General features: G+C 63.0%; 14 protein-coding genes. 11 read left to right on the forward strand and 3 right to left on the reverse strand.

What is annotated here, in order from left to right; genetic code table 11:
• The first annotated feature begins 101 nt into the window (after positions 1-101).
• From zorA to ACRYLO_RS13570, 4 genes are read left to right on the forward strand one after another with little or no spacing between them, the layout of a single operon-like run.
• On the forward strand, positions 102-2027 hold the full coding sequence (gene zorA, locus ACRYLO_RS13555; RefSeq protein ID WP_482660642.1) for an anti-phage ZorAB system protein ZorA: 1926 nt from the start codon (positions 102-104) through the stop codon (positions 2025-2027).
• 50 nt (positions 2028-2077) lie between these two features.
• Positions 2078-2752: an OmpA/MotB family protein gene (locus ACRYLO_RS13560; RefSeq protein ID WP_482660643.1), complete on the forward strand. Its 675-nt coding sequence runs from the start codon at positions 2078-2080 to the stop codon at positions 2750-2752.
• Positions 2749-4155, forward strand: a complete 1407-nt coding sequence (locus tag ACRYLO_RS13565; protein ID WP_482660644.1) for an EH signature domain-containing protein — start codon at positions 2749-2751, stop codon at positions 4153-4155. The genes ACRYLO_RS13560 and ACRYLO_RS13565 overlap by 4 nt, the downstream gene beginning before the upstream one ends.
• A complete protein-coding gene (locus tag ACRYLO_RS13570; protein ID WP_482660645.1) occupies positions 4152-7766 on the forward strand; it encodes a DEAD/DEAH box helicase in 3615 nt (1204 codons plus the stop codon). The genes ACRYLO_RS13565 and ACRYLO_RS13570 overlap by 4 nt, the downstream gene beginning before the upstream one ends.
• Before the next feature lie 556 nt (positions 7767-8322).
• On the opposite strand, the gene ACRYLO_RS13575 is transcribed toward ACRYLO_RS13570, so the two are convergent.
• Positions 8323-9135 carry a hypothetical protein gene (locus tag ACRYLO_RS13575; protein WP_482660646.1) on the reverse strand — a complete coding sequence of 271 codons (813 nt, stop codon included), beginning with the start codon at positions 9133-9135 and terminating at the stop codon, positions 8323-8325.
• A gap of 42 nt (positions 9136-9177) precedes the next feature.
• Positions 9178-10233 (reverse strand): hypothetical protein, encoded by a 1056-nt coding sequence (locus tag ACRYLO_RS13580; RefSeq protein WP_482660647.1) that lies wholly within the window; start codon positions 10231-10233, stop codon positions 9178-9180.
• 107 nt (positions 10234-10340) lie between these two features.
• Between ACRYLO_RS13580 and ACRYLO_RS13585 the strand changes: the two genes are divergently transcribed.
• The 7 genes from ACRYLO_RS13585 (at position 10341) to ACRYLO_RS13615 (ending at position 22008) form a co-directional block, all read left to right on the forward strand.
• Positions 10341-14696, forward strand: coding sequence for a P-loop domain-containing protein (locus ACRYLO_RS13585; RefSeq protein ID WP_482660648.1), 4356 nt, complete (start codon positions 10341-10343; stop codon positions 14694-14696).
• A 107-nt stretch (positions 14697-14803) separates the two neighbouring features.
• A complete protein-coding gene (locus ACRYLO_RS13590) occupies positions 14804-16135 on the forward strand; it encodes a hypothetical protein (protein ID WP_482660649.1) in 1332 nt (443 codons plus the stop codon).
• A gap of 614 nt (positions 16136-16749) precedes the next feature.
• Positions 16750-17985, forward strand: coding sequence for a DUF4297 domain-containing protein (locus ACRYLO_RS13595; protein ID WP_482660650.1), 1236 nt, complete (start codon positions 16750-16752; stop codon positions 17983-17985).
• Entirely contained in the window at positions 17982-19670 is a 1689-nt protein-coding gene (locus ACRYLO_RS13600; RefSeq protein WP_482660651.1) for a hypothetical protein, read from the forward strand. The genes ACRYLO_RS13595 and ACRYLO_RS13600 overlap by 4 nt, the downstream gene beginning before the upstream one ends.
• Before the next feature lie 109 nt (positions 19671-19779).
• Positions 19780-20421, forward strand: a complete 642-nt coding sequence (locus tag ACRYLO_RS13605) for a hypothetical protein (RefSeq protein WP_482660652.1) — start codon at positions 19780-19782, stop codon at positions 20419-20421.
• On the forward strand, positions 20418-21434 hold the full coding sequence (locus ACRYLO_RS13610) for a hypothetical protein (RefSeq protein ID WP_482660653.1): 1017 nt from the start codon (positions 20418-20420) through the stop codon (positions 21432-21434). The genes ACRYLO_RS13605 and ACRYLO_RS13610 overlap by 4 nt, the downstream gene beginning before the upstream one ends.
• Positions 21435-21459: 25 nt before the next feature.
• Positions 21460-22008 carry a hypothetical protein gene (locus ACRYLO_RS13615; RefSeq protein ID WP_482660654.1) on the forward strand — a complete coding sequence of 183 codons (549 nt, stop codon included), beginning with the start codon at positions 21460-21462 and terminating at the stop codon, positions 22006-22008.
• Positions 22009-22970: 962 nt separating this feature from the next.
• On the opposite strand, the gene bla is transcribed toward ACRYLO_RS13615, so the two are convergent.
• Positions 22971-23831 carry a subclass B3 metallo-beta-lactamase gene (bla, locus tag ACRYLO_RS13620; RefSeq protein WP_482660655.1) on the reverse strand — a complete coding sequence of 287 codons (861 nt, stop codon included), beginning with the start codon at positions 23829-23831 and terminating at the stop codon, positions 22971-22973.
• Positions 23832-23955 lie beyond the last annotated feature (124 nt).

The following is a 23955-nucleotide window of genomic DNA, read 5'->3' on the forward strand; positions in this document are numbered from 1 at the left end:
CTCGTTCTAAAGCAACAGTCACCTGCTGCGGGGGGTGTCTGCACAGAACCATGATTCGCGCAGCGGCCGCGCGGAGCGGACGACGACGACCGGGGGTGAGCGTGACCATTACAGAATGGCTTGGACAGGGCCTGATCTTCTTCTTCACAGAGATCCCCGGCATTCGCGATGCGATGGCGGCCCTTCTTGCCGTTGGGCTCGTACTCGCAGCCGTGGCAATCGCGCTCCGGTACCGACGTGACCACCATCTCCCGCTCATCAACGCGATCAACCGCCGCATCGCAGCGATCGACAAGGCTACGGGTGGCGCGGATGTCGACATCGATGACGCGCGTCTAGGCTTCGCGGAGCACTTCGAAACCATCAACGATCAAATGATGGAGGCGGGTAATGTCCAGTCCTACGCCCTTCGGCGAACGTGGGAGGAGTACCGCGAGACCATCGTCGATCCGAGCGCGGACGTCCTGCACAACACGGCGAGGCCTGAGCACTTCTTCCTGGGACTGGCCGACCGGCATCGCGGCCTAGGCTGGTTCGCCAACATCTTTATCGCTCTTGGGCTGCTCATAACGTTCCTCGGCATCATCGCCGCACTATCCACCCTGGACTTCAGCGGCGGGGTGGATGCGATGCAGGATCGGCTCAACGAGCTGATGAAAGTCGCGGGAGCCAAGTTCTGGGCCTCGGTGGGCGGCATCGTCGCCTCGATCATCCTTCGAGCCTTCGACTATCGCCTCGGCAAGCGCATCGATGAGGGATTGAGCTCCCTTTGCGACAAACTCGAGCACGGCATGGTCTACCTGCCACCCCAGCGGATCGCCAGCGATCAGCTCGAGCAGCTCAAGGAGCAGACACCAGCTCTGCGCACATTCTCGGAGCAGCTTGCCGTCGCGCTCGAAGGCGCGCTCGAGAAACAGATGAGCCCAATGATCGCACATCTCGGGTCAATCCAGAGCGGCATCGACAAGATCAGCGGCGGCGGCGGCGAGGCGGTCAAGGAGGCTATTGCCAGTGGCGCTGGCGCCGAGATGGCCGGGTTGGCCGAAGCAATCGGCGCGATGACCGTCACGATGGCTACGATGGCCGACAAGCTGGAAAAGCAGACTGGAGAAGCCGATCGTCAGATCGAAGAGGCCGTCCGGCGCTTCGGCCAGGCATCCGAGGAGATGCGGGGGGCCTTCGGGGAACTGAATCGGAACTTCGAGGCCGTCGCCGAGCGCATGCGCTCGGACGGAGAGCAAGCCAGCGCGCAGGCGCGCGAACGGATGGACTCGCTTCTCACCACTCTAAGCACAACGCTCGATGGGATGAAGGAGGGCCTTGCACGAGCCGCCGGCGAGCTTGGGGAAGCTGGAGCGCGGGCGGCCAACGATGCCGCGCGCATTGGGCAGGAGGCGCTGGAGGACTCGTTCTCCACATTCGTCGAGCGGTTCGCAGAAGCCGGCGACCCGCTCGTCAGAAGCATGCGCGACGCCGGTGGCGCAATTTCGGCGAGCGCGGAGGGTCTCAACGCGTCGCATCGCGCGATTGGCGACCACGCGCGCGCCATCGAAGTGGTCGCCCGCAACTCGACTGACCTCGCGACTGCGTTCGGAACGGCCGCCAGCGATGTCCAGCAGGCTGCTGCGCCGGTGCGGCAGTCCGCCGAGACGATGGAGAAGGCTGCGATCTCCATCGAACGATCGCTTGCCGCCGAGGCGCGCTCCAACGAGGCGGCCCGCGACGAGACCAAGCAGATGGCCCAGGCGCTCCAGGATACGGCACGCGCGGCGGAGCAGGCATGGTCGGACTACCGCGCCCGCTTCGCGGAGGTCGATCGCGCGCTCGGCGAGGCGCTCGTCCAGCTCACCGACGCGGCAAGCAGCCACTCGCGCAACCTCAACGAGAGGGTCGCCCAGATCGACACCGCACTCGGGAATGGCATCGCTCAGCTGGCAGGCGCGCTGGAGCCGCTGTCCACTCTGCGAGACACCGTGGAAGAGCTCGCAGACGCGTTGACCAGCCAGCCACGCGAGGCGGCTGAGTGATAGAGGGGATAGTCCGCCGACGCCCCGCGGAGGAGGGCGAGAGCTACTTCATGTCGATGACCGACATGATGGTCGGCCTGCTGCTCATCTTCATCATTCTGCTCGTCTACTTCGCGCTGAACCTGCAGACGAAGACCGCGGAGCTGACCGGGGCGAACAGAACTCGCGCGGAGATCCTCCAAGATCTGCAGCAGTCGCTACGGGACAAGGGACTGCAGGTCGAGATCGACACCCAGACCGGGGTGCTCCGTCTGCCGGACGACGTCCTCTTCGACAAGGGGCGCTTCGAGCTGAGCCCGGCGGGCCAAGGCGCGATCGACAAAGTTGCAGCCGCCATGATCGAAGTACTGCCGTGCTTCACGTCAAGCGACCTCTGCAAGGGGGAGCGCAGCCCGCACCTGATCGACGCCGTGTTCGTCGAGGGCCATACAGACAAGGACGTCATGGTAGGTGCAATGAACAACTATGGCCTGTCCGTCCGTCGCGCCGAGGCGACGTTCGCGAGGCTGCAGGAGGGGCGCCCAGAACTGAACGGGTTTCGAAATGCACCTTCCGGGCAACCTGGCTCGGCCCCGATCCTAGGTTTGAGCGGATATGGTCCGGACCGCCCCATCGCCGACGGCGACGATGAGGCCGCGAAGAAGCGCAACCGGCGGATTGACTTGCGATTTCTGATGTCCGCGCCAGGGTCACACAGGCTCGACGAGGACGTGCTGAGACGATGAGCGCCGTCAAAGATGCCATCGCGCGAATGCACGCGACCGGAGCGGCGGGATTCCCGCGCTCTCCGACGACGCAGCCGGAGATCCAAAAGCAGCTGCAGGCGTTCGATCAGCAAGTTGGCACCCCCGAACAGGTAGAGGAACTGAGACCCTTCCTTGAGCGGTCCAGCGTCAGGGGAGCCGGAAACCTCCGTCGCTTCGAGCTCAATCGCGTCTTGAGGGGCGCCTGGTTCGACGAGAGCTTCGACGAGCTGGGTACCAACGCCCTGAACCGTGCAGAGCGGGATGCCAAGCGGAGCTCGGACCAAGCGACGATCGAAGGATATCTCACCTACTTCCCGAGCGGGCGCCCAGCGATGACTCCACTTGCGGCGGCCGCCAAGAAGGCAGCCGGTCGCCACATTTGGGCATGGCGGCGGCGATCGGAGACATGGGACCTGTTCGACCCTCAGCGCGGGCCAGGGCGCGTGGGTAGTGCCGTCGCGTCGGCCGAAGCTGGCGCTGTCATCAACGTCCTGACCGAAGTCGGAATCGGCCGCTCACTGGCTGCCTCACAGTTTGGGCGGGCGGCCTTCGTCGCGGCATGTGATCAGATCGCGGAGATGCGGGGCGCGCAGGCGAGCGCTGCCCAAGAAGGCATCATGAGCCTGTTCGATTCAGAGAGTCAGGCCAGTGATCTTCCCGATCTGGTCCGGGCGCTTCTCCAGCCGTGGCTGTCGGCGCAGCCCGAAACACATCATCGGAAGGCGCTGTCGGAATTCCTCCTAGACCAGGTGGGAGACCCGCGGGTCACGCCCAGACGCTGGGAATCCGTCGTGGCGGCGATCGGACGTAAGGTGGGGGCCGAGCGCGCAACGGCCATCGTGCAGGTGCTCAAGCGGTGGCTGACGGACGTAGCCATGCGCGAGTTCTTCCGGGCGATCGCCAAAACCACCGACCGGCCCGACCAGTGGAGGCAAAGATCCGCCTTCTGGCTCGCATACCTCGACGAAGGACTCGTCACTGACGCCTGGCCAGCTCTGGGGCAGCGAGCGCGCCACGGGATCGAAGAGATCATGAGGCAGAGCGGGGAGCGGCCAGAGTTCGGCGTCATGCGGGGCGGCCCGCTATCCTCGTCCACGATCATCATGCGGATCGGCGACCTCAGGATCGCCGAGTGGAGTGACAACGGTTCGTGCCGCTTCTGGAGCGACGACGATGCGCGAGCTCCAAAGCTGTATGCAAAGTTCTACGACGGAGGCGATCTGCGTACCACCAGCGGTCGTGCGGACTTCGAGTATCTGTCGCACGTGCCGCCAAGCCCTGGGTGGGAGGCCAAGTTCGCCGGCGTAATCCACCGGCGTACGGGCGTTCTTCATCCGGTGCACGGGCGCGGGCGCGCGCGCAGCTGGAACGATGTGCGATGACGTTCCGCATCCTCGCCACCCAGCTTCCCGACGGGTCCGAGCGCATCGAATTGTTCGAAGACCTGACGGGCGGCCTGTTCCGCAGGTCGAGCAGTCGGATCGTGCCACGGGCCGAATGGGTGCGCCACATGCCTCACCGGTCGCTCTCGGCCTTGACGGTCGCGACAGCGCTCGCAGGTTCGTCCGGTATCGAAGAGGACGATCAGGGCGTGAACCTGCCCTTTCACGCAGTCGCGCTTCTGGACGAAAGTGATGCCCATTCACTGGGTTTGCCACCTGCGACCCCGCTCACCCTTCAACTGCGTTCCAGCGGATCTTTATCGGAAGGGACGATCCAGGTTCATCTGAAGTGGGTTCGCCGCGGCGGCGTCCCGGTCCGCGCGAAGCGGCTCGGCGCAAGATTGCGCGAGGGGGAACGATCAGGACGTCTCAGCGAGCCCCTTTTGTCGACCGCGATCGCTGCCGAGCGGGTTAACGAAGCTGCGGATGAGGATGAACGCAGGGCCGCATTTGCCGAATTCCGCAACGCATTGGGAGAGGAGATCGCCGATAGCATTGACGTCGACGGGTTCATCGAGCGCATTCGCATCGCTTACGCAGCAAATTTCTCCCTGAATGCGAAGACCAGTGGGGGCCGCTTCGACTTTGATCCTGTCCTGTTCAGTCGACAGGTCAACGAAGTGGAGGATGGTGCGCTTGTCGATGAGCAGCAGGCTTCGCTACTGACCCCGAACGAAAGCGCACACTTCCAAACACGGTTCCGCGCGCACGACGGACCACGCCGTAGCTACCTCATGCAGGACGGAACCCTGCTCTTCCTCGACCCTTTGTTAGGTCGGGCCCTCGAGGTAGTTCGTCGGAAGCAGAAGGCCTCTTCCGAGGAGCGCAGGGAGTTCCTGCGGGCGCCCCAGCGCCACCTGCGCGAAGCGTTGTCCCTGGACGAGTCGGGCGATGACGCAGCGGCCGACCGCATCTTCATTGAAACTCAGCAGTTCTCCGACCGGGTCAAGGGGATTGAGGTCTGGCAGAAGCCAGTGCTTCCCTGGATCAAGCCGAAACCGAATAGCTGGCTTCCTGAGGCGTTCGGTCTCAGGGTCGGCGATCCACCTGACGATCGCCACATCGAGCTGGCTCCAGGCGACGCCGCGACCATCGAGCAAGCCGTCACTGCGGCCATCGCTCGGGGGGAGCCGTCGATCGAATGGAATGACGAGCGGCTGCCCGCCACAGTAGAAACACTAAGTGCTGTGCAGGGGATCGCGCACCTCGAACGAGAGGCAGCAGAGAGCGGCACGGCGACAGAGCGGACACCAGAAGAGCACCCTAGAACTTTCTTCCTGCAGGTAGGCCAGAACTTTGAGACGCTCGACTACGCCCGACTTCCGCGACCGGTTTCGCAACGTGCGCCATTCCAGCCTCCCTCCGTGCCCGAGACGGTGGTCTCGCAACCGAAACCTCACCAGGTAGCCGCCTTCTCGTGGCTGACAGAGACATGGACGCGCAAGATGCCCGGCGCGCTGCTTGCCGACGACATGGGTCTTGGCAAGACGTTCCAGGCGCTGATGTTCCTACAATGGCTCCGGGCCGAGGCTGCGCCGGACAGACCGATCTTGATCGTTGCGCCGACCGGTCTGCTGAGGAACTGGAAAGCCGAGATTGCACGTCACCTCGGGCCAAGCGCGCTCGGTCCCCTCGTAGATGCCTTCGGTGAGGCGCTCGGACATATCCGAATCGGCGTAGGGAACGACATCCGGGGCGGCACCACACGGCTCGATGTCGATGCCTGGAAGGATGCGGGACTCGTCCTCACGACCTACGAGACGATGCGCGACTACCACATGAGTTTCGCGCGGATCCGCTTCGCCGCGATCGTCTTCGACGAGGTTCAAAAGTTGAAGAACCCTGCCAGTCAGATGACGCGGGCAGCCAAGGCGCTGAACGCCGATCTGCAGCTGGCAATGACCGGCACTCCCGTCGAGAACCGACTTCAGGATCTATGGTCGATCACCGACATCATCTATCCTGGCTTTCTTGGAACGAGCAGAGAGTTCGAGACGCACTACCCAGCCAACGACCGGAACGCGCTGACATCCCTGCAGTCACGGCTGGTCGGCCGAGACGACGAACTTCCTCCCTTCATGCTTCGCCGCATGAAGGAAGATATACTCAGCGGTCTGCCAGCCAAGACCACGAAGAAATATCACGTCGACATGCCCCCGCCACAGGCGGCGGCATATGATCGCGTGCTCGCCCGTGCCCGCGCGCTGCGCCAGAGCGGAGAAAAGGGAGGCATGCTGAGGGTCCTGCACATGCTGCGCGGGACATCGCTGCATCCCGAGGCGCCGCGGAACGTGCTCGACTTTCAGGACTACGTCAGCCGCTCGTCGCGTCTGAAGAAGACATTCGAAATCCTAACCGAGGTGAAACTCGCGGGTGAGAAGGCACTGGTCTTCTGCGAAGATCTTGAGATGCAAGCGTTCTTGGCGACGGCCATCCAGGAGCGGTTCTCTCTGCCCCGCCCGCCCGCCTGCATAAGCGGGGATGTCGCAGGATCGAGGCGTCAGGACCTCGTCGAAACCTTCCAGTCGGCGCCGCCTGGATTCGGAGTTATGATCCTGTCGCCCAAGGCAGGCGGCGTCGGGCTCACCATCACGGCGGCGAACCACGTCATCCACCTGTCGCGATGGTGGAACCCGGCGGTCGAGGATCAAGCGACCGACCGCGCCTATCGGATCGGTCAGCAGCGGCCGGTAACGGTACACATCCCAATCGCGATGCACCCCGACCCGGCAATCGCATCCTCGAGCTTCGACCTGCGGCTTGACGATCTGATGGAGCGCAAGCGGGCGCTCAGCCGGGGTCTGCTATTGCCTCCGGAAAGTGACGACGACGTAGAGGATCTGCTTTCCAACGTTCTGGACGGGCGGCCAGACGAAGGCCCGGCGGATGCAGAAGCGATTGCGTCTGAGCCCGGGGCACCCGACACTGCCCCTGAAGCGACTGAGAGTGGCGTCAAAGAGGACCATCTTGCTGCGACGAGCGAGGTGCCGTCTCCAGGACTGCCTGCAGCCAGACCGATACTCACGCTCCGCCCAACTCCCGTCGAGGCTGCGGAGAGGCGTGCGAACGAAATACGACGCGTCGAATTCGAACAATATGGAACCCGGGACTGGGCGATTTTCGACCAGTATATCGATGGAGCGTCGATCTCGCGCCTAGAGATCCAGGATCCTTACTGCTGCGCGGACGAGGCCGCTCGCGGACGGCTGGTCAACTTTGTGAAGCGTTTTGAGGAGAAGGCGGACAAGCTAGCGCGGGTCGAGATCCTCGCGTTCGATGCAGACTCGATCGAGACGCGCCAGCCCGAGAGCACGCGGGACCAACGAGAACAGCTCGAGCGCCGCTGGCAGGCCAGCCTCGGCGAGGTCGACCTGAGGCTGGCACAGCGATCCCGTCGGGCCAGGGGCGACCTGCACGACCGATTTGTTCGCGCACACCTCGCAAGTGGCGACACAATCATCTGGGATCTAGGCCGGGGCATCGATGGCGTGATGAACGCCAAGTGGCCTTGCGTCGTGAATGCATTTCACCAGCCCGTTTCCAGCCCGTAGGTCAGATAGTGTCATATACTCTTGTATCGGCATGCAGCGCCGCCATAGGTCGGAACAAGATTGAGACAGTCTCGCGGTCGTCCCGCCGTTTGGCCGCACCACGGCAATCCATATCACTCGCGCCTCAGCATCGCTCGCGACGCTTCCCGATGACTATGCGGCAGGCCAGGTCTGGGTGATCCTGCCGACTCTTGGCCGGGCAGTGGTGCTGATCACGACGCCCGAATAAATCGCGCAGTTGGTGGGAGGGATTCCTACCCCCGAACTGCTCTCGCTTGCGGTCGCGCGGTTCGATCCAGCGCTGCCGCCGCCGTCCTGACGGCGAACGACCGCGAAGGTAAAAAGTACCGCGAACGAACGCCTTTGGGACCGATGATTTCATCAACGAACGGCTGATTGTAAGGCGCTTTGCTGACTGGCCGGTCAGTCAGAAGCGGTCCTGCGGATCATGGGCCGGTTGCCGACTGGCTTCTTTTGGATGCTCAAGTGTGAAAAGCGGACCTTCCTTGCTGCGGCCACGGTCGGAGCACGCATTTCGGCCCCTGCGCAACGTCGATTAAATCCCAGCCGCGAGATCCTTGGCGGCCTGCAGCAGGAAGCTGCGGACGTATTCCGCGCGAGTCGCTACGATCGAGCCGTGATCGGACGGCCAGCCCCAGACCACTCCCGTCACGACGGCCAGATCGGGCGTCCACGTCTGCCCCGCCATCTTCGCGGCGACGAAGTTGGTGTTCCAGACGGTGGACCCGCTGAGACCCGGCGGTAACGGCAGACCGGCACTTCCGACGACCTGCTCGGCCAGGTCGGGGCGGTAGTCGATGCCGAAGTGGAAACGGCCGTCCAAGCGTGGGTCAGCCGGCAGACCGACCTCGCGCGCGACGTAGCAGGTGGCCTCGGAAAACAGGTGGTCGAAGTGGAACCGGACGCGCTCCCCTGCAAAGCCCGTAAAGGCCAGCAGTTCGCCTTCCACCGGCTGGTGCGCGATGGCGATCTGGCCGACGTCGATCGGCGTTGAACTATGCGTCGCTGACCATATCAAGTCGGGCACGGGCAGGAGGGCGAGGTCATAGGGCGCAGGAAGTTCGACGTGCTTGCCGTCGATCCGCCAGATGTCTTCCTTCCCGCGAAGCCGGGAGGTCAACGTCCGTTTCTCGGCGCGTGCGGTAGCTACGTGCTCATTGGTCAAGATGAAGACCCTGGTCCCCAGCTGCGGGAAGGATCCGCTGCTCCACCCGGTGCCATAGTCCCCGTGATCTTCGAACACCGGCGCGCGGCGGTGGGCCAGATAGGTGGTCATGTCGCGCACCATTGCGGGGATGGCGGCGATCCATTCGTCTTCGGTGAACAGCACGTTGTCGATTTTGTCCATCATGCGACCGCCCTACCATCACCGGCAACCCCGGCGCGATATTCACGCGAAGTAGGAATCGGGGCCAGTACCAGCGATCCGCCGACCGTCGCCGCCGTAGATGCAGGCAATGTCGGCTATCGAGCCGATGTCCATAAAGTACGCGCCCTCGGCGAGCGCGACACCGCGACCCGGGTCCAGCACGAACCGCAGCTCACGTTGATAGGCGAAGCGCATCGCCTTCATCGTCACCGGTGAGATGTGCGGTCCCGGAGGGTGGTACAGGTCGTAGTAGTCGACGATTGCGATGCGCCCAAGGATATGCGGCTGCGCCGCCGCCAGAGCGACCCCGGCGCGACGCCGGAATTCCACGGGGTCGAAAATGGCCAGCACGCCGTCGTCACCGTGACCACCTGGAAACGCGTCGAGAAGCCGCGGGTCGAAGTCCGTACTCGCGCGCAGCATCCAGTAAGGAAGGGCGATTTCGTCGGTGGTCGCCCTAGTCGTGTCGAACCGTACGTCACCGATCGCCTCGATCCGCCTGCCGTCGAGGGTGGCGATCGTCACCCCGCTGCCCGCGCGTCGGTAACCTTTGGTCATCTCGTCGTCGGCGCGGGCCTCGTCGTCCTCGATCGCCTTGTAGTCCACTGCCGGCGCGAAGCGGAGCTGCCCCTCTTCGAGGAATCGCATCAGGTAGGGCACGCGGCTGAGCCGAAACACCCTCGGCGGCCCGCCGGCGTGTATACCGAGGAAGTCGGGGTGCAGCGGGATGGGGGGCGCGACTACGGGCGTCGGCTGCACTGTCAAGCCGCGGCGCGCGAACTCCGACAGCGTCCAGTGGCGCAGCCGCAGCCACCACCACGGGCTCAGCCAACCCTTCTCCGGCGGCCAATCGTCGCGCGGCCCGTCTGCGACGTCGAGGTACTGGATGTTGCCGTCGATCGCATCGAGGCGCGCCTGCAGGGATTCGTCGCCGACGTGCTGAAGCGGCCTTGGAACGACGGTGCGGTCGTTCAGATCGTCCCCGGAGACGAACTGCACGCGCTCGGCGAAATCCCAGAGATCGGGATCCCACATGAGCTGCCTCCGGCGCCGCTCGATGATCTCGTCGATGCCCATGGCGGGGGATATAGTTGCGCGCTGGGCGTTGCGCATGGGTTGCGAAGCATCGCGATCGCATCAAACAGGTTGATGCTCGTCCCCATCTACGGGAAACGAGGAGAATCGTGACCTCGTCCCCCGCCATCAAACCGACCGCCATTCCAAGGGCCGGCTACGACTATCAGGATCTCGTCGGCATCGAGCTCCTGATCCGCTTCTTCCGTGATCCTGACCAATTTCAGTGGGTCACCCTCGAGTCGGACGAACCCGAGACCCGCTCGCTCGATGATGTCGTCGCCCTTCGACGTGACGGCAGCGTCGAACTCATCCAAGTGAAGTTCACAGTCGACGGGGGGCGCTATCCTCTCGACTGGGACTGGCTCCTCGCCAAGAAGAAGCGCGGCACCTCGCTGCTTGCGAAATGGTCGTCGGCCTATGCGCGCGCTCATGCGTACGGGCCGATCCACAGTGCTTCTTTGCGGACTAACCGCGTCCCTTCGGCCGAATTTCTGGCGTGTCTCGAAGGGAATCGCATCGTCCCCTCCCAGCTCGAACCGGGGCTGCGGGCCCGGGTGTTCACCGAATGCGGGGGCCAAGCGCAAGCCGAACTCTTCTTCCGCGACTTCACCTTCGTCACTAGCCTGCCGGACCTCGAACGACTCGAGGTGCAGCTTCGGGATGCCGTTATTCCGACCGACACGGACATTGGGGGATGGAACCTCCTGCGCTCGCACGTGCGTCGCTGGTCCACGTTTTCCGGTGAACCGGGCCCGGACGGCCGCATCCGGCACGAGCATCTCGTCCAGCTTCTCTCGCGCAAGCGCCCCAAACCTATCCGCCAGGACTTCCACGTTCCCGAACACTATGCGCCGCCCAGCGCCGTGTTCGACCGCGACTTCCTCAGTCGAATCGTCCAGCATCTCGCACCCCTGACGGTGCTCTGGGGGACGCCGGGCCGCGGCAAGAGCACCTATCTCAGCTATCTCGCCGACGTCCTCGCCGCAGACGGATTGGTGATCCGCCACCACTATTTCCTGTCGCTCCGCGAGTCCTCGGCGGATCGCACCTCCTTCTTCGACATCGCCAATTCGCTCTTTCACCAAATAGCGGCCAAGGCACCAGATCTGGCGAGTGCGATGACGGGCGAGACCGCAAATCTTCGGGAGGACTTGGCGCGGGTTGCCGATGCTTTGGCCGCGAAGGGCAAGCGGCTGTTCATCATCGTGGATGGGCTCGACCACGTCTGGCGCGATACCCACCGCGTGGACCAGCTCGAGCATCTCTTCAACATCCTGCTGCCTCTTTCCGGCAATATCAGCCTGGTCGTCGGAACACAGCGGGTCGACGACACCCAGCTACCGAAGAAGCTGCTCGTGCAGGCCGAGCCCTCCGACTGGATTGAAATCCCAGCGATGGACCGGGTTGCGGTTCACGTCTGGGTCGCGGGGCAAGATACGGCGCGTCCCCTTATGCTGAACCCCCTTCAGCCTGGCGATCGCGGCGAGCAAATCGCTCCCATCGCTGAGGCCCTTTGGGAGGTGAGCCGCGGCCACCCGCTTCATCTCATCTACGCGACGGAGAGCCTGCGGTCGCGTGACGTCCCGGTCGACGTGGACGCGGTGAAGACGGTCCCGCCTTGTCCCGATGGTGACATACGCGAATATTACAACTCGCTCTGGGTAACGCTTCCGGCCGAGGCAAAGCGTATCCTGCATGCGCTGGCCGGCTCGCCATTCGCCTGGCCGCCGCGCGGCGTCCGCTGCTGCTTCGGCGATTTCACTGCCGTCGAGTTCCTGCTGGAAAGCCGCCCTTCAGGCCTGATGCCGTTTCACGGCAGCATCTTTGCCTGGGTGCGCGAACGCATCGATCATGCGGAGGTCTTTGACGCCCTTCTGCGCGACATCGTCCAATGGCTACGATCGGATGCGCCGCCCGCGTGGCGATGGGCTTGGCTCTGGATTCTGGAGGCGCGCGCCGGCAATGCCGACCCCCTTCTCGTCGGAGCCACGCGCGACTGGGCGGTTAGCTCCCTGGCCCACGGCTGGGCGGAGGAGCAAATTGAAGAGGTCTTCGGTGAAGCCGAGCGGATCGCCTTCGATCGCGGCGAGTTGGCAAGGACGGTGGCGCTTCGATCCGTCAAGACGCGGGTCAGCAATGTCCGGGACTTTCAGGCCTCAGACTACGGCATCTATCGGGCAACGGCGATCGCCATCGCCGGGAATCGCCAGCAGGCTCGCAACCTCCTCGATAAGCTGCCCGAGCTGGATCATGGCGACCTGCCCTGGCTCGCGCGGCTGGCGCCCGCTGAGCTGCGCGACGAAGTGACGACAGCCTGTGTCGAGGACCTCGCCCGACGCATCACCGCTTGGCTCGCTCTGAGGGATCGGCCACACCAGGAGTTCGTCGCGCTCGCCGACTCCTTCGTCGCCTCCGCGCTGCTTCAGGGCGAGTCGGCCCTCCCGCGGATAATGCGGTTCCTGCGCGGCTTTCGTTCGCCGGCGGCGCGTCTGTCCCTTTTCATAAGCGGCCTGGGCGATCGGGCCGATTTCGAGAGTTTGGCCCGCCTTCGGGGTGAGTTACGATCGCCGCGCTGGAAGGAGCAGCGTCGTGATATTGAAGCACAGCTCCTGCGAGCGGGCCTGAGACTGGGACGCGATCCGCGCAGCGTGCTCAACCGACCATCCCGCACCCTCTCACCGCTCGTCGCCGCGTGGCGAAGATTGCAAGACCCGCAAATGCCCGTGGTCATCGCCGAGCCGCCAATTCCAGGGGACCTGCTGCGCGAACGCTATTTCAGCGAATCCGGGCCCCAGCTCGAGCAATTCTTTGTCGATGCGTTTTGGCTCTACGTGTGCCGGGCGGACGTCGGCGGCGCATCCGTGCCAGTCTATAGCCAGCTGGACCGGGAGGCGATGGGCTGGATGGCCGAGGGTTTGTCGGCGCTCGAGAGCGCTGCGACCTGCATCGTCTCCGGCGAGAGCTACGGCTTTTCCACGCCCTATGAAGCAGCCGCCGAACTCGCGCCGGTGCAGTTCAGCAACAAGCATGAACGCGACTACACCTTCTACACCGCGTTCAAGCGGAGCCTCGTCCGGATCGCGGTCGATCTTCATCTAATGAGCAGGACGGGCCTTCCCGAGAAGCTGGTTCCGCTCGTCGATTTCGACGCCGCCCGCGGCTCGGTCCATTGGTCCGATTCTGCTTGGATCAGCGCGCGCGTCGCCGACCGATTGGTTCTGCTGGCGCCGGACGCCGCCAGCAGCATTCTCGACCATCAGGTTAAGGAACTCGAAACGCGCGTGACCGAATTCATGGAACGCGCCGCTGAATGGAACGAGCTGGCTTGCTTCGCGCACCTCCATCGCGTTGGCGACGCGGCGACTTTGGTTCGCCGCTCCGCCGACTGTCTGCTGGGCTATGGCTATCGCAAGGACCTCAGCGCGATGGAGGTGCTTGACGCCATTGCGCAGCTTCACCCACATGAGCCGGCGAGGACGCGGGAAAGACTGGAGGCGGTCACTCCGGTGATCGACGTCATTACCGAATTCACCGACGGAGACGAAACCGACCATGTCCGATCGGACCTGATCGATACCGTCGCGGCTACTCTGCCGGAGTTGCTCCCCGCCTTCCATCGCCACCACATCGAGGACGAGGACTGGCGCTATGCGGACGAATGCCTGCGCGAGCTGCTGAAGTTGGTCGATCTGAATGACGCATTCGCGGCCGGCCTCGCCTCGACCCTGATCGACCCGAGCAGCCTTGGCGCGCTGGAATATCGAGCGGCAAGCGACGCTGCGACGGCGACCCTGCATGCGAGGCAGCTCGACCTCTTGGGGGGTGCACCGCCGATGCCGGAACGGCCGCAAAGCACTCCTCAGAGGGCCGAAAAGCGCCGCAAGCGGGTCCCCGTGGCCCGGTTTTCACCACGCCGGCTTCCAAATCTGCTTGCAGCGATATCAGATCCCGACATCGCCTTCGACGAACAGCGGAACGCGGTGAAACGATGGTTCGAGCATTGGAGCGGAAAAGGGCGGGCCGTCGAAGCCTTGGCCGCGCTCGAGGGTCAGCTCGATCAGCTGGGGAGCGGCATCGTCGTCGAGGAGGCGCTGGACAGCGCCTATCGGGCTAGCCTGGCGGCGGAGGGGAAGAATGCCGCCTTCAGGTGGCTCGTCCGCGCTCATGTCTACCGTCGCGGCTGGGCCAGCTTCTGGATGAGCGAAAAGGAGATCATGGAGCGCCTCGAAGCAGCGGCGGCGGTCTATCCGGAAAGGTGGCTAGAGTACATCCGGGAGACGGCCCGGCAGCCGCCGTTTTGGGCTCGGCGCGGATATGGATTTTCCATTGGGCAGAAATACCTCGTCAGGTTCCTCGTTCTGGCCGGCCAGATCGACAAGGCTGCCGAAGTCACCGACGTGCTTGTCTCGTCCCTCCTTGAGGAAGTTCAGGACCAACCGGTCCCTCCGGCGAGATGGCTATGACGGCGGCAGGCTACCTAGGACATGAGGCCCTCGATTTCCTCGTGGCGCGCCTCTGGTGGCCGGTCCCTCTCGTTCGCTGGCGCGCGGCCCGCGCGCTTCGGGACCTCATGGAGGCGCCAGCCACGCGTTGGGAGGCCACCCGCGAGATGCTTCGCCGCCTCGCCGCAGCACGCTGCGAATCGGAGGTCTGCACCATGCTAACGGTGTTCATGATGGCACGGGCGGACGCGAGGCCAGCATCGAGCCTGCTCGCCACGACGCTTCGTCACCCCTCCGTGCTTGCCGCCGTGCTTCTTCGGCATTTGGGGGAGACCAGTGAGCTCGAATGGGAGCAGGCACATTCTGGGCCAGCGCCCGACGAGTTCGAGCAAGAAGCCTATTTCGAGGAGTTTCGAACCGCACATGTGCCGCCAATCCTAAGCACGAATCTTACTTGGCTCGAGCAGACGTCGCGCTGGCCGTTCATGCGTCAATGGGCGTTCGAATGGCAAAGGCTCCAGGAAGCGACGGGCATTCCACGTACCGATTATCCCTATTATTTCGACAGCTTTTCAGAGGTCCGCAGCGGCATCATCGGCCAGTATATACAGGGCCAGGGCGAGCTCTTCCGCTCCGCCTATCTTCGCACGCTGGCGCTCGCCGTGGAGCGCTGGCGCTTGCCGGCCGCCCTCGCAGAAACGCACGCCATGGACGTCGTCCCCGCGGTGCCGGGCCTGTTCGAGATCGATCCAGTGAGGCGACCTACGTGGCTAGGAGACATTCCTGAGCGCTGCGCGGCAAACCCGGACGATCTAGGTCGCCTGGCGCGCGAGCTGATCGACGTCTCCCGCGCGTCCGACATGCGGCCCGTGTCTCTTAATGTCCCCATCGCCTCGGGAGTCGCTCAATATGGTGCGCTCGAAATCTCAGCCTTCCTCGTGACCGATGAATTCACTACCCAGCACATCCCAGAGAACAGGATAGAGCTCGCGGATTTCGAGGCGGCTTTCAGCATCGTCGGTGAACGCCCTGAGACGCGGCTTTCTCAATATTCGGACGACGGCCCAGGCGCCGCTGCGCCCGTCTGCACCTCCATGCTTCCTCAGCCCTACGGCTACTGGCAGGGACACTATTTCGCCACGGGGATGCCCGTGCCGGCCAGCTACGTCCTTCCTCCATCAACGGATCTGCACTGCACCCGCAGCGGTCTGGAACTCGTCAATTCCGATCGTTTAGTCGCGAAAACGGCATTCTGGCACGATCATTGGTCGCCGGACTATCCACGAGAAGGCCATACCCGATGCGGCGCGTCTGCGATGTTGGAAACCGCGCTGCTCGAGGCAGCGATGATGCGGCTGGGCCGCAGGCTCATCTGGAAGGCGCGCATTCGTTTATGGCGGCGAGAGCGTGACTACGGCGACTACGCCTTCATAGAGAGGACTTTGGTGCTGCGTCACTGATGGGCCAACCGGAGAGCCGTTCACGCTCCGTCAGCAAACTCCTTCTCAATAAGCTGATCACACCAGGACTCGGGGAGAGCCCGCGACACATTTCCGACAGAGCCCTGCGTGCATGATTATGGAGCTTCCTGTGACGCCAATAATGATGCCCGCGAGGAAGCGTACCAGCGGGGCGTGCATAGAATCGTCATAACCGCCGACGTGTCGGACAGGCCGCGCTCCTCTCAAGTTTCTCCCGCTTAAGCCGGTGCCGCTTGGCTAGGACGAATCTGTCCGAATCGATACTACCCCGATGAGGACATCTGGCGTGCTGGGGCTCACAGAAGAGCGCGATTTGAGGAATGGCGGGGCCAGACTGCGTTGAACCGCTTTTGCCGCGGTTAAAGCAGGAATGGCTAAAGTCTGCATCTGCGCAGCCTGGAAAGCTTACGACCTTGCCGCTTGCATGTCCGCTAACGAGGGGGCGTTGGAACACCCGGTATGACTAAAATGGGGCGCATTTCTGCCCGGCAACTTCCTCCAGCAGCAGCCAGTCGGCTCCTGGGCCGATTTCAGACAGACGGCTTCCAGATGAGAAAACGCAGTAGCAGACGTCTCGGGTAGCTGCGCGCCACATGGGCGCATTGCCCGATAGCGCAGAACGACACATCATTCAGGTCGTCACGGTACGGCGCCGATCCTTGCACGCGCCGCCAATATCTCCGATAGTCAGGCGCTTAGGGGGATTGTTAATGTCACTCGCGACAAGGCTCGTCGAGCATCCGCAGCGCGAAATCGGCGGCAGTCTCGCGCAGGAACGTTTCGACTATCAGGCATTGTGGGGACTTGCGCTAATTCTCTCTAACCATGAGACGGGCGAAGATTATGCGATTGCCTTCGAGTTTCACGACGATGTTGTGCTGCTCGACAGCGCCAGCGCCCCGGCCAGCGTGCGATTCTATCAGGTCAAAACCAAGGACAAGGGTCACTGGACGCTGACCGATCTATTCCGCCGGCCAGCGCTCAAGAAAGGCCAGAAGGAAGCGGACCGCCCGCATTCGTTCATGGGCAAGCTGTTCGCCAACTTTGCCGCCTTTCCGGACGACACCACGGCGATGAGCTTCGTCTCGAACGTACCGCTCGAATTTGCCGGCGCCAATCAGGACATCGCCTTCAAGGATTGCGACGGCGACTCGTTCGTCAAATTCCTAAAACGTCTGCAGGAAGAACACGCCAGCGCGACCGGCGTCCAGGCTGGACTGATGCACTTCGTCAAAGCCAATCTCAGTCTCAACGATGCAGCGACCCACGCCAAGGGCATCCTCCACAATTTCGTCGTGAAGGCGCACGGCGAAATAGAGTATAATCTCGACGCATTGTACCGCGCGGTGATCGAAGACTGCCGGACCCGCTCGAAATATACCGGCGAGATCAAATCGTTTGCCGACCTCGTCCGCTACAAGGCGATCTGCCGCGCTGACGTCGAGGCATGGCTGGCTGCGGTCGGCGCCGCCAAGCCGCCGTCCTGGAGCGAGATCGCGCCCGAGCTCAGCTACGATGCGATCAAGAAGATGCGGCTCCGCGCCGAATGGATGAAGTATCGCGCGACGGTGCTCGACGCCGGCGACGAGGGCATCCGCTCGGTCCGCCGCGAGATCAGGACAGCACTGGACTCATCGCTCGGCGATGAGCTGTCGCTGACACCGCTCGTGGACATGATCCTAGCGGTCGTCAGGCCCGCCGCGACGAAGCATCTGTCGCCGTGCACCGACGAGCGGCTCATCGTAATGATCCTCTACGAGGTGATACAGCATGCAGAAACAGGAGAATTTCAAGGCCCTGATCCGAAGCCTTCGGGTCAAGCGTCATGAAAAACTTAAAATTTCAAAGCCTGACTTTGCTCTCCAAAAGGGAGAAGGCAGCGAGACGGGTCGCGTTCGATCCACGCGCGACGTTGGTGCTGGGCGAGAATGACACGGGCAAATCTTCGCTGATCAAAGCGATCTACGCGACATTCGGCGCCGATCCGGCCGTGACTCACCGCGACTGGAAATCGCTCGGCGTCGCCTCGCTCATTGCGTTCACGATCGACGGACTTCCCTATCGGCTACTGCGATCGTCGAACATCTACGCGCTGTTCGACGCCAGTGGCGCAAAGTTGTGGGGCGTATCGGGCGTCACCTCCAACCTGGCACCGCAACTGGCCGACATCCTCGGCGTTGAACTGCGCATGCAGTCGCGCGATGGCGAGTTCGTTATCCCGCCGCCGGCCTATTTCTTCGCGCCCTTCTATGTCGACCAAGACGCCGGCTGGCAGCGCAACTGGAGCTCGTTCGCGAGCATGCACCAGTTCGAGAAGTATCGGCCCAGCCTGGCGCTGTTCCATGCCGGGGTCCGGCCTAACGAATATTATGCCGCGCAGGCCGCCAAGATCGAAGCCGATCGCGCCAAGGCCGAACTCGCCAAGGAGCGCGACGCGCTCGAACGCGCGGCAACGCGGCTGCAGTCGGGCCGCAAGATGTTGGCGTTTGACCTCAACCCCGAAGGCTTTGGCGACCGGATCGAGGAATTGACGCGCCGCGCCTCGGCGCTCAAGTCCAAACAGGACGTGGTCAAGGTCGAGCTCGCGCGATTGCACTCGACCCGGGCGATGCTGGTCGAGCAGACCGATATCGCAGGTGCAGCGCTGGCCGAGCTCGACAAAGATTTTGCGTTCCTGCGCGCGTCGCCCGACGCCGAGATCGCCTGCCCGACTTGCGGCACGCTCCATCAAAACGATTTCGCCAACAAATTCTCGCTGATCGCCGATGCCGATACGTGTCGCGAGTTTCTGCTCGAGGCCCGGCAGGATCTTGCGCGGATCGAGCAACAGATCGCGGTCGAGAATAAGCGGTTCGCGTCGTTCGACGAGGACATTCGTGCGATCGACGCGATCCTCGAGGAGACCAAGGGCGACCTGCGGCTGCGCGATATTCTCGAAAGTGAGAGCGAGCGGCTGGTCGATGAAGCGTTCGCGAGCGAACGCCACGAGATCGATCTCGCGGTGGGCGTGCGTGACGGCGAATCAGAGCAAGCCAGCGCCACCATGAAGGGGTTTGCAAATCGCAAGCGCGAAAAGGCGATCAAGGATTTCTTCGCCGAGAAGTTGCACCGCTTCGCGCTGCACTTGCAGGTACCGACGCTGCCCGATGCCTTCTTCAAGTCGCTCCACGCCGTCCCTCCCGAAACCGGGAGCGACCAGCCGCGCGCGCTGCTAGCTTATTATTACGCCTTTGCCCATACGGTGCGCGAATATTCGTCGGCGCTGACCGCGCCGCTGGTGATCGACAGCCCTGTTCAGCAGGATCAAGATCCCGCCAATGCCGAACGCATCATGCAGTTCGCGGTCGACAATGTGCCCGCGGACATGCAGCTCATCCTGGGATCAGTGCGGCTGCACAACGCCCAGTACAACGGGACACGCATCGAGCTCACGGACAAGCGGCGGCTGCTGCGCGCCGAGGAGTTCGCTAGCGTTCACGAGGAACTCGAACCGCTCCTCAACAGCCTAGTCTAACGTTCGTGAGCAATAATATGATGGACAAAGGCGCGGTCAATTCGCCCACCAAGAAGGCGTCGCCTCGCCTTTGAGAACATGGCCGGAGAATTGCAAAAAGGGGGCGGTGGTGAGCGACGACGACGCGGCGATGGCGCCGAATCCGGATTTTGACCCTGACGATTTCGACATTCCGTTCGCCGACCCGGCGATCCGCGCCGATTATCGTGATGCACTGGGGCGCTTCATTATGGCGCACAACGAGGTCGATTTCTGGCTGGCCGGGATCCTCGCGAAGGCGGTCAAAGTGCTAGCGCCCGACGGCAGCCTCGACCGGCTGGCGATGGGCGACTTCTCGCAGCGGATCGCCGCGCTCGGCTTGTTGCGCAAGGTGGCGCCGCATCTCGGTTTCGGTGGCGCCGACGTGGTACGGCTGGGCGAGCTCAACGGGACGCGCAACATCCTGGCGCACGGCTATTTTGACCAAGACCCATTTGACGGCAGCTACGAACTCGTTCGCAACCGCCACCAGACGCTTAAAAAGGATCGCGTCACCAATCTCAACGCGGCCGCGATCAACGCGCAGGCCAAGGAACTCGAAGATATCGCACGCAACTTATCGGCCGTGTTCGACTTCATCGATCATCCGGTGCCGGCAAAATACTTCAAGGCGAATGCGAGTGCGATGCTGAGCGCCCAGCTATGGGAGACCTACCGTGAGCAGGTCGCGGCGGCCGAGCCCAAGCGGGTCTTAATGCGACCGTCGAAATGACCATCGTGACGCTCGATCAGCTCCGTGATCGCATCCAACTCATGGGCAAGCGCTGGGACGATTATGACCGTCGCGCTAAGGCCAATGGCGGCAAACTGCCGCTCAGCGACTTGTGGCGCCACGAATATGCCGCGGACCCTTATCTGATCGGCTGCAACGACGACCGCCTCGCCACGCGCTTTCGCGATATCTTCATCAACCAGACCGAGCTCGGCAAGAACGGTTTGATCGGCCTGCTTCCTGTCGACGCCGAGATCGGGTTCCTGCGCAAGTTCACGCACCTGCTCGAGGAATATAGCGTCCGGGGCGGATTGCCGACGCTCGATCCCGACAAACAGATGCCCGACTATTTCGCCAATGGAGGTCCGATCGCGGCGAAGATCTTCGCCGGCTATGAAGAGCCGGCGCAGCCATTTCTCGTCAAATATGGCGAGCGGCAGTTCCTCGAGCCGACGATGCGCGACGGGATCGTACGGGTTTGTCCGGCAAGCTATTATGGCCATGCGACCCACAACAATGCGGTTCGCGACGACGAAGTCAGCCGGACTTTTTACATCTCGACCTATCTCGCACGCTTGAAGGGCGACACTTACGCTGAGGTCAGGGGGTACCGCCTCTCGTTTAACGAAGACGATATCGAGCTTCCGGTCGTCTTTCCCGATTACTATTTCTTCAGCGTGTGCGACGCGGTCTATTACCGCATGCCGACCGATTTCAGGGCGGACGCGGCACTTGTCATCCGCGATCCGGCCCGTTTCACGCAGCGCGTTGTTTCGGCTTTTCTCGCCAAGATGCCCGAATGGGAGCCGATGACGGGACCAGTCACCTATTACGATCCCTATCTCAACCGGAAGAAGTTCCGCGTCCCCGAAATGGCCAAACCGTTCGGCTATGCTTATCAGCGTGAGGTCCGGATTGCGTTTCGCAGCCAGCGACGCCCCCCCGCGCCGCTGGCGCCGGTGTTCCTCGATATCGGCGCGATGGACGACTATGCCGAGCTGCTCTGGGCATGAACCGGGCACCAACGAAGGAACCAGGATGATTATCGGCGATCAGCTCGGGCTGCTCCTGTCGTCGCCGCTCGCCGCGGCGGTGGCGACCGCCATCCTGTCATTGTCGCTCGGCGCCTATTTCGGCTTACGGACATATCGCCACCAATCGCGCGAGTTGATCGACGCGGCGGTCACTTGGAAATGGCGTCCGGGCCCCGACGGTCCCGACGAGGCACCGTACCTGACGGTGCAGAATCGATCGGCTAACCCCGCCTATCTCAAGCGCGCTCGCTATCTCCGCGGCGTCTTCGTGAGACGCGAGGCGAAGCGCTACGCATTCAGTTACGCCGAAGTGGATGAGCGAAACTTTCCGCTCGAAATCCGCGCCAACACCGCCACGTCGTTCCCGCTTAACGATGGCGATGCCGGCGCGGTCGCTCTCAAGGCCCGCTGGTACAGCAAGGCGGCGGGCTATCTGCTGCGCCGGTCCAACGTGTGGGTCGAAATCGCCACGATTTCGGGCCGCAGGATCGTCATTCCAGCAAACGATGCGACCCCGTTCCAGACGCGCCCGCTCTGGCTGTCCGAGCGTTAACTTCCGGAGTCCAGACCAGCCTGGAACAAGGTTTAGATCGACGGTCGTTCATGGCCCGCCACGGCCTAGTTGAGGATGCGGATTCGGCGGTAGCCCGCCGCAGCGACTGGGGCGTATGAGGTCGGCGCGGCACAATGGGCAACGGCGCGCGCTGTGCGAACCGAGGGTGCGGTGCTTTAGGCCGCTCGGAAATAGATGCACCGCGGAAGATCGACTGCGGCAAGCTCGAAAAAGCGTTCCCACGCCGGCAAAGGGAAAGCGAGAAATGTGTCGCCCGCCGCCGGCGAAAGATCGCTGCGCCTTCGAGCGGCAGGGTCCATTGCGCATGCCCGCGAAGCCGTGCCGCAACGTAGACACGATCGGCTGTCGCGTTGATCGAGTCACTAGGATTGAGACGGCGCTGGCTGAATGAGCGGCGGCTTTCGGGATTGGCCGCGGGCAGTCTGAACGACCGAACTGAGGGCGCTTTGCCGAATGGCAGCTACCGCCAAAACGGCCCAGCCGCTGCTGGGCCGGAAGCCGCCCGACGGGTTTTTTGATTGGGCGGGCTCAAAGCCGCCCGTCAGCTCAGGAACTTGTGGGATCGATGTATCGCAATCCACATGCGGCACGTTCAAAACGGGACTAGCTGCCGAGCTCCGCCAAAACGCAGTTCCTGCGCCTTTCGCAGTCGACATCGCGGCAATCAGCAACGCTCTCATGGCACTTTCCTCGATAATTGAATGCGACGGCGCCCCGGTCAAACTGAACCGGCGCTGCCTGCCAGTCAGCCGACATCCGATCGACGTCGCTCACCAGCATCGACCGTTGCTACCACGGTGTAGGGCAGCGTTCGGCGCATCCACTGCGACGGTCGTCGGGAAGGCGTCCGATCACGCGCGGGTCCGACCAGGTGCCAACAGCCGGTGAGGGCGGCAGCGCGGCGGCTTTAGTACTGTCAGCCTGCGCTGGACCGTCGCCGACTATTCTCCGGCCTTCAGCCGCGCATTCAACTTTTCCTCTGACCGTTCGGCATAGGCACGGCATGCCCCCGCAGTCTCGTTAACTAGCAGGCCCTTGTCCTCATCAGGGGCAAAAGCGTTGTCGCGGTGCGCGGCGATCAGGACGTCGCAGGGCATCTTTTTCATTCGCGCGTAACTCTGGCGGAAGCTGTCAACAATTGGCTGGCTTGTGGGCGCGGTGTAGCGATAGGCCGGGTAAGTCACCGGATTGAGGCTGGAGGCGAAGACCATGTTCTTGCATCGCTGATTAGATCCGGAGCGATCGCACGATCGCCAGCGCCAACTCATGCTGCCCATCGTGTGGCCAGGCGTCGCCTCGGCGGTGATTGCGAGATTGGCCAATTTCAACACTTCGCCCGGTTTGACCATACGGACAGCGTCTACTCCTGGCCAGGTGCCGCCATAGCCAAGTTGCGGATCGTTTTGCAGGTGCGCGCCGCTCCGCAGTCCTTCCGCCGCAGCCTCGCTAGCCACAACTGCTGCGCCGGTATCGCGCACCAGAGCGGCAAGCCCGCCCGCGTGGTCGAAATGCGGTTCTGTGCTGAGGATGTATTTGATCTTGTGCGGATCGAAGCCCAGCGCGCGCACATTGGCGAGGATTTGCGGAGCTGCCTGTGGCAGGGCGCCATCAATGAGGATCAGGCCATCGCCACTGTCAATCAGAACCACGCTCAGACCGGCGAAGCCCACAAGATAAGTATTGCCATAAAGCCGTTCGGGCGCCCGGGGCGCCAGCCATTCGCCCGCTCGATCAACAGCAATCGGCCTGATCAGGGGATCGTCGCTGACCGCGGCGGACGCAGTGTTAAAGACCAGAAACATCGATGAAAGTGCTGTCAGGGCAACTGACCAGTATGACATAAACCAAGCTCCTCTCGCCCAACTCATGCCTCCACTTGCGCAACGGCACAAAGCATATAAACTCGACTTATCCATGAATTCATCT

The sequence above is a fragment of the Sphingomonas sp. SDUR79 genome, from assembly GCF_056821745.1.